Here is a 14,977-nt window from a genome sequence, read left to right on the forward strand (position 1 = left end):
CAATCGGGTTTTTCTTTGGGCAAGCCGCTCACACTCAGAACAGGAAATACCGCTGCGCCATCGGCAACACCTCCGCCGGCTCGCACCACAGCAACACGCCATCGGCCTTGACCTGATAGGTCTGTGGATCAACATCGATGTTCGGCAAGTAATCATTGTGGATCAGGTCGGTTTTCTGCACCTCGCGGCAACCTTTGACCACGGCGATTTTTTTCTTCAACCCGAGGGCTTCGGGCAAACCCGCTTCCTGCGCTGCCTGGCTGATAAACGTCAGGCTGGTGGCGTGCAGCGAGCCGCCATAACTGGCGAACATCGGGCGGTAATGCACCGGTTGCGGCGTCGGGATCGAGGCGTTGGCATCGCCCATCAGGCTGGCGGCAATGGCGCCACCCTTGAGAATCAAGGTCGGTTTGACCCCGAAAAACGCCGGGCGCCACAGCACCAGATCAGCCCATTTACCGACTTCGACCGAGCCCACTTCATGGCTGATGCCGTGGGTGATCGCCGGGTTGATGGTGTATTTGGCGATGTAGCGTTTGGCGCGGAAGTTGTCGTTGCCTTCGCCGTCCTGAGGCAGCGGGCCGCGCTGTTTTTTCATTTTGTCGGCGGTTTGCCAGGTGCGCGTGATGACTTCGCCGACCCGGCCCATGGCCTGGCTGTCGGAGCTGATCATCGAGAACGCGCCAAGGTCGTGAAGGATGTCTTCGGCGGCAATCGTCTCGCGGCGGATGCGGCTTTCGGCGAAGGCCACGTCCTCGGCGATGCTCGGGTCCAGGTGGTGGCAGACCATCAGCATGTCGAGGTGTTCGTCGATGGTGTTGCGGGTGAATGGCCGGGTCGGGTTGGTCGAGCTCGGCAGCACGTTGGCGAAGCCGCAGGCCTTGATGATGTCCGGGGCATGACCGCCGCCCGCGCCTTCGGTGTGGTAGGTGTGAATGGTGCGGCCCTTGAAGGCGGCGAGGGTGGTTTCGACGAAGCCGGATTCGTTGAGGGTGTCGGTGTGGATCGCCACTTGTACATCGTACTGGTCGGCCACGGTCAGGCAGTTGTCGATGCTCGCTGGCGTGGTGCCCCAGTCTTCATGCAGCTTGAGGCCAATGGCGCCGGCCTTGACCTGTTCGATCAACGGTTCCGGCAGACTGGCGTTGCCCTTGCCGGTGAAGCCGATGTTCATCGCGAATGCGTCGGCGGCCTGGAGCATGCGCGCCAAGTGCCACGGGCCGGAAGTGCAGGTGGTGGCGTTGGTGCCGGTGGCCGGGCCGGTGCCGCCGCCGATCATGGTGGTGACGCCGCTCATCAGCGCTTCTTCGATCTGCTGCGGGCAGATGAAGTGGATGTGCGTGTCGATGCCGCCTGCGGTGAGGATCATGCCTTCACCGGCGATCACTTCGGTGCTGGCGCCCACGGCGATGGTGACGTTGGGCTGGATGTCCGGGTTGCCGGCCTTGCCGATGGCGGCGATGCGCCCGTCCTTGAGGCCGACGTCGGCTTTGACGATGCCCCAGTGGTCGATGATCAGTGCGTTGGTGATCAGGGTGTCGACCACTTCCGCCGCCAGTAGTTGGCTCTGGCCCTGGCCGTCGCGGATGACTTTGCCGCCGCCGAATTTCACTTCTTCGCCGTAGGTGGTGAAGTCCTTTTCGACTTCGATCCACAGTTCGGTGTCGGCCAGGCGGACCTTGTCGCCGACGGTGGGGCCGAACATGTCGGCGTAGGCTTGACGGGAAATCTTCATTCGTTCGCCTTGAGATTCAATTGAATTTGAAATCGTTCGCTGCGCTCACTATCGCGAGCAGGCTCGCTCCCACAGTTGACCGCATTCCAATGTGGGAGCGAGCCTGCTCGCGATGGGGTCGAAACTGATACCGCATTAATTACAGGTCACCCATGATCCGCCCGGCAAAGCCGAACACCCGACGATGCCCGGCCAGATCGACCAGCTCGACCTCGCGACTCTGCCCCGGCTCGAAGCGCACGGCGGTGCCGGCGGGGATGTTCAGGCGCATGCCGCGGCTGGCGGCGCGGTCGAAGGTCAGGGCGTCGTTGGTTTCGAAAAAGTGGTAGTGCGAGCCGACCTGGATCGGCCGGTCGCCGCTGTTGGCCACCTTCACACTGATTGTGCGGCGGCCCACGTTGAGTTCGATGTCGCCGGGCTGGATCTGGTATTCACCGGGAATCATCAATGGGCTCCTTGGAGGATCTTGTAGTAGAGGGCGGTCGGTTTGTACTGGCCGCTCGGGTCGCAGGCGTAGTCGGGGAGTTCACCGGCCTTGGTGTAACCCAGGGCTTTGTAGAAGTCTTCGGCGGGGGAGCCGGCCTCGGTGTCGAGGTAAAGCATGCCGCGCTTGTGCTGGAGGGCGGCTTGTTCCAAGGCACTCATCAACTGTTGGCCCAGGCCGCGACGGCGCGCGTGTTCACGCACCAGCAGTTTTTGCACTTCGGCACGGTTCAGCCCATTGGCCTTCTGGCACAAGGTCAATTGCACGCTGGCCTGTACCTGTTCGTCCTTGACCACCACCCACAGCAGCACGTTGCCCTTGTTCAGGTTGTCCTGAACCTCATCGAAATAGGCGCGGGCCTGGGTCGCGTCCAGATTGGCCATGAACCCGACGCTGGCGCCATAGCCGACGGCGTCGAGCAGCAGATCAATCAAACCCTGACGATAGTGCGCAAAGCTTTCAACATTGACGCGTCGCAGTTGGGCGGCGTTCATCGAGAGTTACTCCTTGTGGGCGGGCGGCGGCTCCGCGCCAGGATTGAGGGTCAGTTGCATGAAAGTCAGGTCCAGCCAGCGGCCAAACTTGGTGCCCACTTGGGGCATCTGCCCAGTGGTGACGAAACCGGCCCGTTCATGCAGGCGAATGGACGCGGCATTACCGCTTTCAATGGCGGCGACCATGATGTGCTTGTCACAGCGTTTGGCGCGGTCGATCAGCGCGGTCATCAGCTGTGGGCCGAGACCGTTGCCGCGCTGGTCGCTGCGCACGTACACCGAGTGCTCGACGGTATGGCGGAAACCGTCGAACGGCCGCCAGTCACCAAATGAAGCGTAGCCCAGCACAGTGTTGTCGCCGTCGACGATCACCAGAATCGGATAACCCTGGGCTTGCCGGGCGCTGAACCAGGCCTGGCGATTGCCCAGGTCTACGGCCTGTTCGTTCCAGATCGCCGTGGTGTTGAGCACGGCGTCGTTGTAGATGTCGCGGATCGCCGGCAGGTCGGTGTGCACGGCATCGCGAATGTCGTAAGTCATGGCGCGGCCTCAGGCGATCGGTTGGTGAACGGTGACCAGTTTGGTGCCGTCGGGGAACGTCGCTTCGACCTGGATCTCCGGAATCATTTCCGGGATGCCTTCCATCACTTGTTCGCGGCTGAGCAGGGTGGTGCCGAAGTGCATCAGCTCGGCGACGGTGCGGCCGTCACGGGCGCCTTCGAGCAGCGCGGCGGAAATGTATGCCATGGCTTCCGGGTAATTGAGTTTCACGCCGCGCGCCAAACGCCGCTCGGCGACGAGGCCGGCGGTGAAGATCAGCAGCTTGTCTTTTTCGCGTGGGGTCAGGTCCATCGTTGGAATCCATTAGGGGCAGATTAAAAAGTTTCGGATCTGGTTCTGGTTGCACAGATCCCCTGTGGGAGCGGGCTTGCCCGCGATGAGGCCATCACAGCCAACACAGATGTTGGCTGTAAAACCGCTATCGCGGGCAAGCCCGCTCCCACAAAAAGCACACATCAGGTGCTCCATATTCGCGGTGGCACGGCTTCTCGGCCGAGCAACGCCGGCCTGAGCAGTCGCCACAAATCAATCAGCCAGCCACGGGCCAGAAGCGCCTCACTGGCCAGGCATCGAGCCACCAGAAGCCCCGGCAACTGGGTCAGATCCCCGCGCACGTCATTGGGCAGCGAGCGGCACTGTTCCAGCAAATCGCTATCGATTTCCCCGGTCACCAGCAACGTCGCAAACACCGGTTGCCCATCCAGGCCAATCGGCGAATCGAGCAAACCATCCGCGCCGACAATGCGCTGGCGTTCGTGCCAGAGCAACTGGCCGTCGCGGCGGATGTCCAGGTGCGCCTGGAAATGCCCGCGGTCGAAACGCTCGCCGCTGGCCGGGCGACCCAGCGCCACGACGTCCCAATAGAACAGCCGGGCGTCGCCTTCAAGGTCGATGGAGGTGCTGAGTTCAGCCTGCGCCGCACTGAAAACGATCGTCTCTTGTGGCAGCCACTCCAGTGTCGCACCGGCCGCGACGTTCAAGGTCAGCTGCTGATAAGCGGGCCCGGCGGCGCGATACCATTTGGCTGCGCCAGGGCTGGTGATTTGCGCCCAGGCATCGCGACCGACGCTGGCCGAGATATCGAGCCGATCGCCGCCGGCAATCCCGCCCGGCGGATGCACGATGATGTGTTGGCAGACCTCGGGCCCTTCGGCATACAGGTGCTTTTGCACCCGCAGCGGGCCTTTATGCCGGCGCTGAACCGGGCGCGTGCTGTCGCCGAAACGCGCGTAGCCGAGTTCCAGCTCGGCGTGCCAGCTAGGGGTAAACAGGGCAGTGGCAATGGGTAGATTCATGGTTTCTAATTATCGTCAGGACGCTACAGATTAGATCGTAACCAGACCGCGTACACCCTCGGCTTCCATGTTTTCGCCGCGACCCTGCTGCACGATTTCGCCTCGGGACATCACCAGGTACTGATCGGCCAGTTCGGCGGCGAAATCGTAGAACTGCTCCACCAGCAAAATCGCCATGTCACCACGGGCCGCAAGCTTCTTGATCACCGCGCCGATCTCCTTGATCACCGACGGCTGGATGCCTTCGGTGGGCTCGTCGAGAATCAGCAGGCGTGGACGACTGGCCAGCGCTCGTCCGATGGCCAGTTGCTGTTGCTGGCCACCGGACAAGTCGCCGCCGCGTCGTTGCTTCATTTGCAGCAACACCGGGAACAGCTCGTAGATGAACGCCGGGACTTCCTTGGCTTCAGAGCCGGGAAACCGCGAAAGGCCCATCAGCAGGTTTTCTTCCACCGTCAGCCGGCCGAAGATCTCCCGCCCTTGAGGCACATAGGCAATCCCGGCATGCACCCGTTGGTGCGGCTTGAACGTGGTGATCGGTTTGCCTTCCCAGTTCACCGCGCCTTCCTTCGCTGGCAGCAAACCCATCAGGCATTTGAGCAGGGTGGTCTTGCCCACGCCGTTGCGCCCGAGCAGGCAAGTGACTTCGCCGACCTTAACGTCAAACGTCAGGCCTCGCAGGATGTGACTACCGCCGTAGTACTGGTGCAGTTTCTCGACTTGCAGCATTTTTTGTTTCTCCTCGAACCCTGTGGGAGCGGGCTTGCCCGCGATGGCGGTGTGTCAGTCAACAAAAGTTTGGAGGTGCCATCCTCATCGCGGGCAAGCCCGCTCCCACAGGTTCTGTGTTCGCAATTCTAGCGGCCGAGGTAGACCTCGATCACGCGCTCGTTGTCCTGCACCTGTTCCAGCGACCCTTCGGCCAGCACGCTGCCCTGGTGCAACACGGTGACGTGGTCGGCGATGGCGCCGACGAAGCCCATGTCGTGTTCCACCACCATCAGCGAATGCTTGCCGGCCAGGCTTTTGAACAACTCGGCGGTGAATTCGGTTTCGGCGTCGGTCATGCCCGCCACCGGTTCGTCGAGCAGCAGCAGTTGCGGGTCTTGCATCAGCAACATGCCGATTTCCAGAAACTGCTTTTGGCCGTGAGACAACAACCCTGCCGGGCGATTGACCGAGGTGGTCAGGCGAATGGTCTCCAGCACTTCGGCGATGCGATCGTGTTGTTCGCCCGTCAGGCGAGCCCGCAGGCTGGCCCACACCGACTTGTCGGTTTTCTGCGCCAGTTCGAGGTTTTCGAACACGCTCAACGCTTCAAACACCGTCGGCTTCTGGAACTTGCGGCCGATGCCGGCCTGGGCGATTTGCACCTCGCTCATCTGCGTCAGGTCCAGCGTTTCGCCAAACCAGGCCTTGCCATGGCTGGGGCGAGTCTTGCCGGTGATCACGTCCATCAAGGTGGTTTTGCCCGCGCCGTTAGGGCCGATGATGCAACGCAGTTCACCGACGCCGATGTACAGGTTCAAATTGTTCAGCGCCTTGAAACCGTCGAAGCTGACGCTGATGTCTTCAAGCGTGAGGATGGTGCCGTGGCGGGTGTTCAGGCCTGGACCTGCGCGTTGGCCGAGACCGATCGTATCGCGGCTGGTGCCGGCGTCCTTGTTGGGTTCCACTGGGAAAAAGGCCGGTTCGAGCATGAATTCCGCCGTTGGTGTGATTCTCATTGTTCGCCCCTTTTCTTCAACAGACCGATCACGCCTTTGGGCAGGTACAAGGTCACGACGATGAACAGCGCGCCGAGGAAGAACAGCCAATACTCAGGAAACGCGACGGTGAACCAACTCTTCATGCCGTTGACCACACCCGCGCCAAGCAACGGGCCGATCAGCGTGCCGCGACCGCCCAATGCGACCCAGACCGCAGCCTCGATCGAGTTGGTCGGCGACATTTCGCTCGGGTTGATGATCCCGACTTGCGGCACATACAACGCACCGGCCAGGCCACAGAGCACCGCGCTCAAGACCCAGACAAACAGCTTGAAACCACGCGGGTCGTAGCCGCAGAACATCAGGCGGTTTTCCGCATCACGCAACGCTGTCAGCACCCGGCCAAATTTGCTCTGCGCCAGACGCCAACCGATGAACAGGCTCGCCACCAGCAACAGCACCGTGGCGAAAAACAGCACGGCTCGCGTGCCCGGTTCAGTAATGCCAAAGCCGAGAATGGTGCGGAAGTTGGTGAAGCCGTTGTTGCCGCCAAACCCGGTTTCGTTGCGGAAGAACAGCAGCATCCCGGCGAAGGTCAGGGCCTGGGTCATGATCGAGAAATACACGCCCTTGATCCGCGAGCGGAAGGCAAAGAACCCGAACACCAACGCCAGCAAACCCGGCGCCAATACCACCAGGCACATCGACCAGAGAAAGCTGCTGGTACCGGTCCAATACCACGGCAATTCGGTCCACGACAGGAACGTCATGAACGCCGGCAAGCCATCGCCCGAGGCCTGGCGCATCAGGTACATGCCCATGGCGTAACCGCCGAGGGCGAAGAACAGGCCGTGACCGAGGGACAGCAGGCCGGCGTACCCCCAGACCAGGTCCAGCGCAAGGGCGACGATGGCGTAGCAGAGGATTTTGCCCACCAACGTCAGCGTGTACGCCGAAACGTGCAACGCACTGTCCGGCGCCAACAACGACAGCAGCGGCAACGCCAACAGTAGAACAAGAATCACCGCGCCAACGGCGATCGTGACTTTAGGGCCGGCCTTTTGCGTGGCCGTGAGCATCAGGGGCTGGTTCATCAGTCGATCACCCGTCCTTTCAGTGCGAAGAGGCCTTGCGGACGTTTCTGGATGAACAGAATGATCAGCGCGAGGATCAGGATCTTGCCGAGCACCGCACCGATCTGCGGTTCGAGAATCTTGTTGGCGATGCCGAGCCCGAACGCCGCCAGCACGCTGCCGGCCAACTGCCCGACACCGCCGAGCACCACCACCAGGAACGAGTCGATGATGTAGCTCTGGCCGAGGTCCGGGCCGACGTTGCCGATCTGGCTCAGCGCCACACCGCCGAGGCCGGCGATGCCCGAGCCGAGGCCGAAGGCGAGCATGTCCACGCGCCCGGTGGGCACGCCGCAGCAGGCGGCCATGTTGCGGTTCTGGGTGACGGCGCGCACGTTCAAGCCCAGGCGCGTCTTGTTCAGCAGCAGCCAGGTCAACACCACCACAAACAGGGCGAAGGCGATGATCACGATGCGGTTGTACGGCAGCACGAGGTTGGGCAGCACTTGAATCCCGCCCGACAACCACGCCGGGTTGGCCACTTCGACGTTCTGTGCACCAAACACCAGCCGCACCAACTGGATCAACATCAAGCTGATGCCCCAGGTGGCGAGCAGGGTTTCCAAAGGACGGCCGTAGAGGTGGCGAATGACCGTGCGTTCCAGCGCCATGCCGATCGCGGCCGTGACAAAAAATGCCACCGGCAACGCGATCAACGGGTAGAACTCGATGGCGTGCGGCGCGAAGCGCTGGAACATCAACTGCACCACATACGTCGAGTACGCGCCGAGCATCAGCATCTCGCCGTGGGCCATGTTGATCACGCCGAGCAGGCCGAAGGTGATTGCCAGCCCCAGCGCCGCCAACAGCAGAATCGAACCGAGGGACATGCCACTGAAGGCCTGGCCGAGCATCTCGCCGATCAGCAGTTTGCGCTTGACCTGCGCCAGGCTGGTTTCGGCGGCGGTGCGCACACCGGCATCGGTTTCGACACCCGGTTCCAGCAGGCTTTCGAGGCGGGTGCGAGCCAGTGGGTCGCCGGTTTCACCGAGCAGGCGCACGGCGGCGAGGCGCACGGCGGGGTCGCTGTCGACCAGTTGCAAATTGGCCAACGCCAGGCTCAGCGCGGCGTGAACGCTTTCGTCTTTTTCACCTGCCAGTTGCAGGTCGAGGAATTTCAGCTGCGCCGGTTTTGCGCTTTTCTGTAATTGCTGCGCAGCGGCCAAGCGGATTTTGGCGTCGGCGGCGAGCAATTGGTGGCTGGCCAGCGTGGTGTCGATCAGGCCTCGCAGGCGGTTATTCAGGCGCAGGGTTTTTGGCTGGCCGTCGACGGTCAACTCGCCTTGTTGCAGGGCGTTGATCAGTTCGATTCGAGCCGGGTCGGGCTGCGCAGCCCAGGCTTCCAGCAGTTTGGCTTGCTGCACGGGATTGGCCGCGACGAAGTCTTCGGCATCGCTGGCGTGGGTGGCCATCGGTAGCAAGAGTGCGATGGCCAGAAGAATTCGGTAAAGAACAGTGGGCATAGAGAGTCGCCTTGACGCGGACATTGTGGGAGCTGGCCTGCCAGCGATGCAGGCGACTCGGTGCAACTGCGGCACTGAGGTGATGCCATCGCTGGCAGGCCAGCTCCCACAGGGAATTGCGTCGGACCGGACGATTTCGTCAGGCTCGACACCCAGTGACTTAGTTGCTCTTCACCGCATACTCCGGCTTCTTGTCGTTACCCGGAATGAACGGGCTCCATGGTTGGGCGCGGATCGGTCCTTCGGTCTGCCACACTACGTTGAACTGACCGTCGGCCTGGATCTCGCCGATCATTACTGGTTTGTGCAGGTGGTGGTTGGTCTTGTCCATGGTCAGGGTGTAGCCGGACGGCGCGGCAAAGGTCTGGCCAGCCAGGGCTTCGCGGACTTTGTCGACGTCGGTGGACTTGGCTTTTTCCGCCGCTTGCGCCCACATGTGGATGCCGACGTAAGTGGCTTCCATCGGGTCGTTGGTCACCGCTTTATCGGCGCCCGGCAGGTTGTGTTTCTTGGCGTAGGCTTTCCAGTCGGCGACGAATTTCTTGTTCGCCGGGTTCTCGACCGATTCGAAGTAGTTCCACGCCGCCAGGTTGCCCACCAGCGGTTTGGTGTCGATGCCGCGCAGTTCTTCTTCGCCCACCGAGAACGCCACGACCGGCACGTCGGTGGCTTTCAGGCCCTGGTTGGCCAGCTCTTTGTAGAACGGCACGTTGGAGTCGCCATTGACGGTGGAAATGACCGCTGTCTTGCCGCCCGCCGAGAATTTTTTGATGTTGGCGACGATGGTTTGATAGTCGCTGTGACCGAACGGGGTGTAGACCTCTTCGATGTCCTTGTCCGCCACACCTTTGGAGTGCAGGAACGAGCGCAGGATTTTGTTGGTGGTGCGCGGGTAGACGTAGTCGGTGCCGAGCAGGAAGTAACGCTTGGCACTGCCGCCTTCTTCACTCATCAAGTATTCAACAGCCGGAATCGCCTGCTGGTTCGGCGCGGCGCCGGTGTAGAACACGTTCGGCGACATCTCTTCGCCTTCGTATTGCACCGGGTAGAACAGCAAGCCGTTGAGCTCTTCGAACACCGGCAATACCGATTTACGCGACACCGATGTCCAGCAACCAAACACCACCGCGACCTTGTCCTGGGTCAGCAGCTGACGGCCTTTCTCGGCGAACAACGGCCAGTTCGACGCCGGGTCCACCACCACCGGTTCGAGCATCTTGCCGTTCACGCCGCCCTTGGCGTTGATCTCGTCGATGGTCATCAACGCCATGTCTTTGAGTGACGTTTCGGAGATCGCCATGGTGCCGGACAACGAATGCAGAATACCGACCTTGATGGTCTCGGCGGCCTGGACAGTCCAGGTCATGCCCATCGCGGCAATGCTTGCCGTGAGTGTGAAAGCCTTGATCAAGCTGCGACGCTTCATTGTGCGATCTCCATGAACTTATGAATTTTTTTGGTGGCAGATGCGGACTACTGAAGGCTCTTTAGCAAGGGCTGTGCCTGGTCGGCAAAAGGCAGGGAAATGTCGTATTAGAGCGGTCGTGCGGTTTGGATGGCGCACCATGAAGGGACGTGCACGAGGCGTTGGTGCGCCGAGGTGCGCCACATTGGGGCGGCCAACAGTGATCACCTGTGGGAGCGAGCCTGCTCGCGAAGAGGGCATGTCAGTCACCCTTTATGTTGTCTGACACACCGCATTCGCGAGCAGGCTCGCTCCCACAGTTTTGAAAGAGGTGAATCAGCGGCGGCGCATGAGGCCGATGAAGAACAGGCCACCGATGGCGGCGGTGGCGACGCCGATGGGCAAGTCTTCCGGGGCAATCATCGTCCGCGCAGCGACATCGACCCAGACCAGGAAAAGGCTGCCCAGCAACACGCACACCGGCAACAACCGCCGATGCTCAGCCCCGACCAATCGACGTGCAATGTGCGGCACCATCAACCCGACAAATCCAATCGAGCCGCTGATCGACACCAACACCCCGGTCATCAGCGACGCAATCAAAAACACCCGCAGGCGCACCGTGCGTGCATTGAGGCCGAGGGTCACCGCCGTCTGTTCTCCGGCCATCAACGCGTTCAACGGTCGGGCCATGCCCAGCAGCAAAACCAGCCCCAGCAACACGCTGGCCGCCGGCACCGCCAGCAATTCCCAACGCGCCAGTCCGAGTCCGCCTAGCATCCAGAACATCACCGCCGAACTGGCGCGATGATCGCCAAGAAACAGCAGCAAATTGGCGATCGCCATCATCACGAACGACACCGCCACGCCACACAGCAGCAGCCGATCACTGTCGAGCCGGCCGTTGCGATTGGCGATCATCAGCACGATCAGCATGCTCAACAATGCGCCGATGAAGGCGGCGATGGGCAAGGTCAACAGGCTGACAATTTCACCGACATGCAGCACCACGATCACCGCGCCAAGGGTCGCGCCAGAGGTGACCCCTAGCAGGTGCGGATCCGCCAGCGGATTGCGCGTCACCGCTTGCAGCACCGCGCCGATCAACGCCAGCCCGGCACCCACCAGCGCGCCAAGCAGCATGCGCGGCACGCGGATCAGCCAGACGATGTGTTCCTGCCCGGCGCTCCAATTGATCTCACCGAGACCGAACGCCTTGTGCAGCAGAATCCGCCACACCACGTCCACCGGCACCCGCGCCGGGCCGAAGCCCAGCGACACCACGCACGACACCAGCAACAGCGCGCCGAGGCCTATCAGCAGCAAAGCGTAGCGACGATTGATCATTCGCCGTGGAAACCCTTGGCCAGGGTTTCGACCGCCAGCACGTTATCGATCCCCGGCGTGGCTTGCACATAAGGGATGACGATGAAGCGCTGGTACTTGATCGCGTCCACCGATTGCAGCGCTTGGTTGTTCAGCAGGAATTGCTCTTTCTGTTCGGCGCTGACTTCGCCGTAGTCGACGATCACGATCACCTGCGGATTGCGTTCGACCACGTTTTCCCAGTTGACCCGGGTCCAGCTGGCGTCGACGTCGTCGAGAATGTTGTGCCCGCCGGCGGCATCGATCAGCGCTTGCGGCATGCCGAGGCGGCCAGACGTCATGGCCCGGTCTTCACCGCTGTCATAGAGGAACACGCGGGGTTTATCGGCGGGCAAGTCCTTGCGGACCTCGGCGACCTGCGCCTGCATCCCGGCGATCAAGGCGTTGGCGCGATCCTGCACGTCGAAGATTTTGCCGAGGTTGCGCAGGTCGTTGTACGTATCTTCCAGCGTCGCCGGTGGCCGCTTCATCACGAACGCGCAGGACTCGGTCAGCTCATAGACATTGATGCCCAACGGCTGGAGGGTCTGCGGCGTGAGGTCACCACCGACGCGCATGCCGTAATCCCAACCGGCGAAGAAGAAATCGACGTTGGCGTTGAGCAGGGTTTCCACCGATGGGTACTTCGCCGCCAGTTCCGGCAGGCCGTCGAGGATGGTCTGCATTTGGGGCGTCACGGACTTCCAGCCGGTCACGCCGCTGTAGCCGGCCATTCGCGATTTCAAACCGAGGGCGAGCATCATCTGGGTCATATTGATGTCGTGGCTGACCGCGTGTTTCGGCGCTTGCTTGAAGGTTACGTCGCGGTTGCAACTTTGAATCGTCAGCGGGTAATGCGTGGCCTCGGCAAACGCCTGGGCGCTGCCCAGTAACGCGGCGATGCAAAGGCTGGAACGCAGCAGGGAACGCAAAGTCATGGTTGGGTTATCCAGGTGATTCGTGGGTAGCCGTGCAAGGGGTGTTCATCGATCAGCGCGTCGACGCCGAATACGTTGTGCAGCAACGCAGCGGTGAGGACGTCTTTGGGTGTACCGCTGGCGACGATGCGACCGTGATTGATCACGTACAGCCGATCGCAGAAGGCCGCGGCGAGGTTGAGGTCGTGGATGCTCGCCAGGGTGCCGATCTTCAATCGCTTGACCAGCTGCAACAGCTCCAGCTGATAGCGTGGGTCGAGGTGGTTGGTCGGCTCGTCGAGGATCAGCAGTTGCGGTTGCTGGGCCAGGGCGCGCGCGAGAATCACGCGCTGTTTTTCGCCACCGGAGAGCGTGGCGAACGCATGATCTTCGAAGCCGTTGAGGCCGACCGATTGCAGGGCCTGGGTCGTGAGGTTCCGGTCCTCGATCGTATCGCCATCGAACAGGCCTTTGTGCGGCGTGCGGCCCATGGCGACCACCTCTTCAACGGTCAGGCCGAAAGCGTCGGGGAATTCCTGCAAGACCACCGCGATGCGTTGCGCGCACCAGCGCGAGGACTGCTTCCAGACGTTGTGGTGGTCGAGTTTTACCTCACCGCTGTGCGGTTTGCTGAAGCGGTAGGCGCAACGCAGCAGGCTGGTCTTGCCGCTGCCGTTGGGCCCGATCAGCCCGACGAATTCACCGGCGGCCACCTGCAACGAGGCATCACGCAGTTGGAACTGGTGATGACAATGACCGTGGCCGAGAGGGGACCAGGTGAGGTTTGTCAGGTTGAGCGAGGTCATGCGTTAACTCTGGGATTTTTGCTGATGCTGATGACGCCTTCGCGAGCAAACTCGGCTCCTACAGGGCTGTGTCGTTCACAAATCTGTGATCGATACAGCCCTGTAGGAGCCGAGCTTGCTCGCGAAGGGGCCACAGAGGAAACCCTGAGTGGCCAGGGTGACGCGCGGGCAGTTTACAGCTCCTTTAATCCCGCGCATCTCGCTTGACTCACGATGAAGGTGAAGCGCTTTCAGTTTGCCGGTTGAAGCGCGACAGCAGCACCCGATCCAGCAACCACACCACCACCAGCGAAGCGCCCACCAACGGAAACGCCACGGCCAAACCAAACATGATCACCATCGCGGTTTTCCATTTTGGCAGGTCATGACGCAGTGGAGGCACACCCAGTTTCCCTTGCGGACGACGCTTCCACCAGATCACCACACCGCTGACGGCGCTGAGCAAAATCATCAGGCAGATCAGCAGCACGATGAGCTGATTGAACAACCCGAACATCTTGCCCTCGTGCAGCATCACGCCGATTTCCGTGGCGCGGGCAACGGTGCCGTATTGCTCGTAGCGCACGTCGGCAAGGACGTCGCCGGTGTATTGATCGACATGCAGGGTGGCGTCGTTGCGCGGGTCGTCGGCGAACACCGCGATGGTGAACACGCCGGTGGCGGTGGTCGGGAAGGTGATGCTGTAGCCCGGTTCGACCCTGCGTTGCTCGGCGATGTTTTTCACGTCTTGCAGGCTGATGGTCGGTGCCGCAGGGCCGGCTGGCGCGGTGCCGTGGTTCATGTGTTCAGCGTGATCGCCGGACATCGGCATCGGGGTGTTTTCCATGGCCCAGGGCACGGTCTGGCGAGTGGCGCTGTTGAGGCTGCGCGCCTCGACGTCGGACTTGGGCATGTCATTCCACATTGCATCCGGGAACACGTTCCAGACGCCCGCGTATTGCTTGCCCCAGAAACCGGTCCAGGTCATGCCGCTGAGCAACATCACCAATAGCAACGACGCGCCCCAGAAGCCGGTCACCGCGTGCAGGTCGCGCCAGAGTACTCGGCCGCGACTGTTCAAACGTGGCCACAAGATGCCGGCCGCCTGACCGCGCGGCCACCACAAAAACACCCCGGAGACCACCAGCACAACGCCCCAGCCGGCAGCCAGTTCTATCAGCCGATCACCGACGGTGCCGATCATCAACTCGCCGTGAATCGCCCGCGCAACCGCTTGCAGATTCTTTTTCGCGTCTTGCTCGCCGAGGATGTCACCTTGGTACGGATCGATGAACACGTTCAGTTCATTGTCACCGTTGAGCACGACAAATTGAGCGCTGCGTTCGGCGTTGACCGGCGGCAGGTACTGCTTGATGGTTGCTTGTGGATAAGCCGCTTTGACCCGTTTGAGCAAGTCGTCGGCCGGGAGACTGTGATGCCCGGCCGGGACGTTCATCAGGCTGCCGTACATCAACGGATCGAGTTGTGGCTTGAACAGGTAAATGGTACCGGTCAGGGCCAGCATCACCATGAACGGCGCGACGAACAGACCGGCATAGAAATGCCAGCGCCACGCCAGGTTGTAGAAATTCACTTTGGGCTGTTTCATCAGGTTTGCTCCGCTTTGGCGA

At 61.5% G+C, this 14,977-nt stretch carries 15 protein-coding genes; all 15 read right to left on the reverse strand.

Features of this window, described 5'->3' with window-relative positions; genetic code table 11:
* Positions 1-34: 34 nt before the first annotated feature.
* On the reverse strand, positions 35-1,735 hold the full coding sequence (gene ureC, locus ACA057_RS02845) for an urease subunit alpha (RefSeq protein ID WP_497345781.1): 1,701 nt from the start codon (positions 1,733-1,735) through the stop codon (positions 35-37).
* 139 nt (positions 1,736-1,874) lie between these two features.
* Positions 1,875-2,180 (reverse strand): urease subunit beta, encoded by a 306-nt coding sequence (locus ACA057_RS02850; protein ID WP_401359741.1) that lies wholly within the window; start codon positions 2,178-2,180, stop codon positions 1,875-1,877.
* Entirely contained in the window at positions 2,180-2,713 is a 534-nt protein-coding gene (locus ACA057_RS02855; protein ID WP_497345783.1) for a GNAT family N-acetyltransferase, read from the reverse strand. Before ACA057_RS02855 ends, ACA057_RS02850 begins: the two co-directional genes overlap by 1 nt.
* A gap of 6 nt (positions 2,714-2,719) precedes the next feature.
* Positions 2,720-3,253, reverse strand: coding sequence for a GNAT family N-acetyltransferase (locus ACA057_RS02860; protein WP_497345785.1), 534 nt, complete (start codon positions 3,251-3,253; stop codon positions 2,720-2,722).
* A gap of 9 nt (positions 3,254-3,262) precedes the next feature.
* Positions 3,263-3,565, reverse strand: coding sequence for an urease subunit gamma (ureA, locus tag ACA057_RS02865; protein ID WP_033055605.1), 303 nt, complete (start codon positions 3,563-3,565; stop codon positions 3,263-3,265).
* Positions 3,566-3,729: 164 nt separating this feature from the next.
* A complete protein-coding gene (locus ACA057_RS02870) occupies positions 3,730-4,569 on the reverse strand; it encodes an urease accessory protein UreD (protein ID WP_497345788.1) in 840 nt (279 codons plus the stop codon).
* A gap of 30 nt (positions 4,570-4,599) precedes the next feature.
* Positions 4,600-5,298: an urea ABC transporter ATP-binding subunit UrtE gene (gene urtE / locus ACA057_RS02875; RefSeq protein WP_007979642.1), complete on the reverse strand. Its 699-nt coding sequence runs from the start codon at positions 5,296-5,298 to the stop codon at positions 4,600-4,602.
* Positions 5,299-5,426: 128 nt separating this feature from the next.
* Complete coding sequence (urtD, locus tag ACA057_RS02880) at positions 5,427-6,296, reverse strand: urea ABC transporter ATP-binding protein UrtD (protein WP_401359754.1); 870 nt, start codon at positions 6,294-6,296, stop codon at positions 5,427-5,429.
* Entirely contained in the window at positions 6,293-7,372 is a 1,080-nt protein-coding gene (gene urtC / locus ACA057_RS02885) for an urea ABC transporter permease subunit UrtC (RefSeq protein WP_497345791.1), read from the reverse strand. Before urtC ends, urtD begins: the two co-directional genes overlap by 4 nt.
* A complete protein-coding gene (gene urtB, locus ACA057_RS02890) occupies positions 7,372-8,874 on the reverse strand; it encodes an urea ABC transporter permease subunit UrtB (protein ID WP_497345793.1) in 1,503 nt (500 codons plus the stop codon). The genes urtC and urtB overlap by 1 nt, the downstream gene beginning before the upstream one ends.
* A 160-nt stretch (positions 8,875-9,034) precedes the next feature.
* A complete protein-coding gene (urtA, locus tag ACA057_RS02895; protein ID WP_059405752.1) occupies positions 9,035-10,300 on the reverse strand; it encodes an urea ABC transporter substrate-binding protein in 1,266 nt (421 codons plus the stop codon).
* A gap of 315 nt (positions 10,301-10,615) precedes the next feature.
* Positions 10,616-11,626 (reverse strand): FecCD family ABC transporter permease, encoded by a 1,011-nt coding sequence (locus ACA057_RS02900; protein ID WP_497345795.1) that lies wholly within the window; start codon positions 11,624-11,626, stop codon positions 10,616-10,618.
* Positions 11,623-12,582 (reverse strand): ABC transporter substrate-binding protein, encoded by a 960-nt coding sequence (locus ACA057_RS02905; protein ID WP_497345797.1) that lies wholly within the window; start codon positions 12,580-12,582, stop codon positions 11,623-11,625. The genes ACA057_RS02900 and ACA057_RS02905 overlap by 4 nt, the downstream gene beginning before the upstream one ends.
* Positions 12,579-13,367 (reverse strand): ABC transporter ATP-binding protein, encoded by a 789-nt coding sequence (locus ACA057_RS02910; RefSeq protein WP_497345799.1) that lies wholly within the window; start codon positions 13,365-13,367, stop codon positions 12,579-12,581. The genes ACA057_RS02905 and ACA057_RS02910 overlap by 4 nt, the downstream gene beginning before the upstream one ends.
* Before the next feature lie 208 nt (positions 13,368-13,575).
* Positions 13,576-14,955 carry a PepSY-associated TM helix domain-containing protein gene (locus tag ACA057_RS02915; RefSeq protein ID WP_497345801.1) on the reverse strand — a complete coding sequence of 460 codons (1,380 nt, stop codon included), beginning with the start codon at positions 14,953-14,955 and terminating at the stop codon, positions 13,576-13,578.
* Positions 14,956-14,977 lie beyond the last annotated feature (22 nt).

It is taken from the genome of Pseudomonas sp. LBUM1661 (assembly GCF_059695925.1).

Bases quoted from the DNA above. Each gene is read 5' to 3' on its own strand.
- ureC (WP_497345781.1), bottom strand. From the start codon at position 1,735: ATGAAGATTTCCCGTCAAGCCTACGCCGACATGTTCGGCCCCACCGTC.
- ACA057_RS02850 (WP_401359741.1), bottom strand. From the start codon at position 2,180: ATGATTCCCGGTGAATACCAGATCCAGCCCGGCGACATCGAACTCAAC.
- ACA057_RS02855 (WP_497345783.1), bottom strand. From the start codon at position 2,713: ATGAACGCCGCCCAACTGCGACGCGTCAATGTTGAAAGCTTTGCGCAC.
- ACA057_RS02860 (WP_497345785.1), bottom strand. From the start codon at position 3,253: ATGACTTACGACATTCGCGATGCCGTGCACACCGACCTGCCGGCGATC.
- ureA (WP_033055605.1), bottom strand. From the start codon at position 3,565: ATGGACCTGACCCCACGCGAAAAAGACAAGCTGCTGATCTTCACCGCC.
- ACA057_RS02870 (WP_497345788.1), bottom strand. From the start codon at position 4,569: ATGAATCTACCCATTGCCACTGCCCTGTTTACCCCTAGCTGGCACGCC.
- urtE (WP_007979642.1), bottom strand. From the start codon at position 5,298: ATGCTGCAAGTCGAGAAACTGCACCAGTACTACGGCGGTAGTCACATC.
- urtD (WP_401359754.1), bottom strand. From the start codon at position 6,296: ATGAGAATCACACCAACGGCGGAATTCATGCTCGAACCGGCCTTTTTC.
- urtC (WP_497345791.1), bottom strand. From the start codon at position 7,372: ATGAACCAGCCCCTGATGCTCACGGCCACGCAAAAGGCCGGCCCTAAA.
- urtB (WP_497345793.1), bottom strand. From the start codon at position 8,874: ATGCCCACTGTTCTTTACCGAATTCTTCTGGCCATCGCACTCTTGCTA.
- urtA (WP_059405752.1), bottom strand. From the start codon at position 10,300: ATGAAGCGTCGCAGCTTGATCAAGGCTTTCACACTCACGGCAAGCATT.
- ACA057_RS02900 (WP_497345795.1), bottom strand. From the start codon at position 11,626: ATGATCAATCGTCGCTACGCTTTGCTGCTGATAGGCCTCGGCGCGCTG.
- ACA057_RS02905 (WP_497345797.1), bottom strand. From the start codon at position 12,582: ATGACTTTGCGTTCCCTGCTGCGTTCCAGCCTTTGCATCGCCGCGTTA.
- ACA057_RS02910 (WP_497345799.1), bottom strand. From the start codon at position 13,367: ATGACCTCGCTCAACCTGACAAACCTCACCTGGTCCCCTCTCGGCCAC.
- ACA057_RS02915 (WP_497345801.1), bottom strand. From the start codon at position 14,955: ATGAAACAGCCCAAAGTGAATTTCTACAACCTGGCGTGGCGCTGGCAT.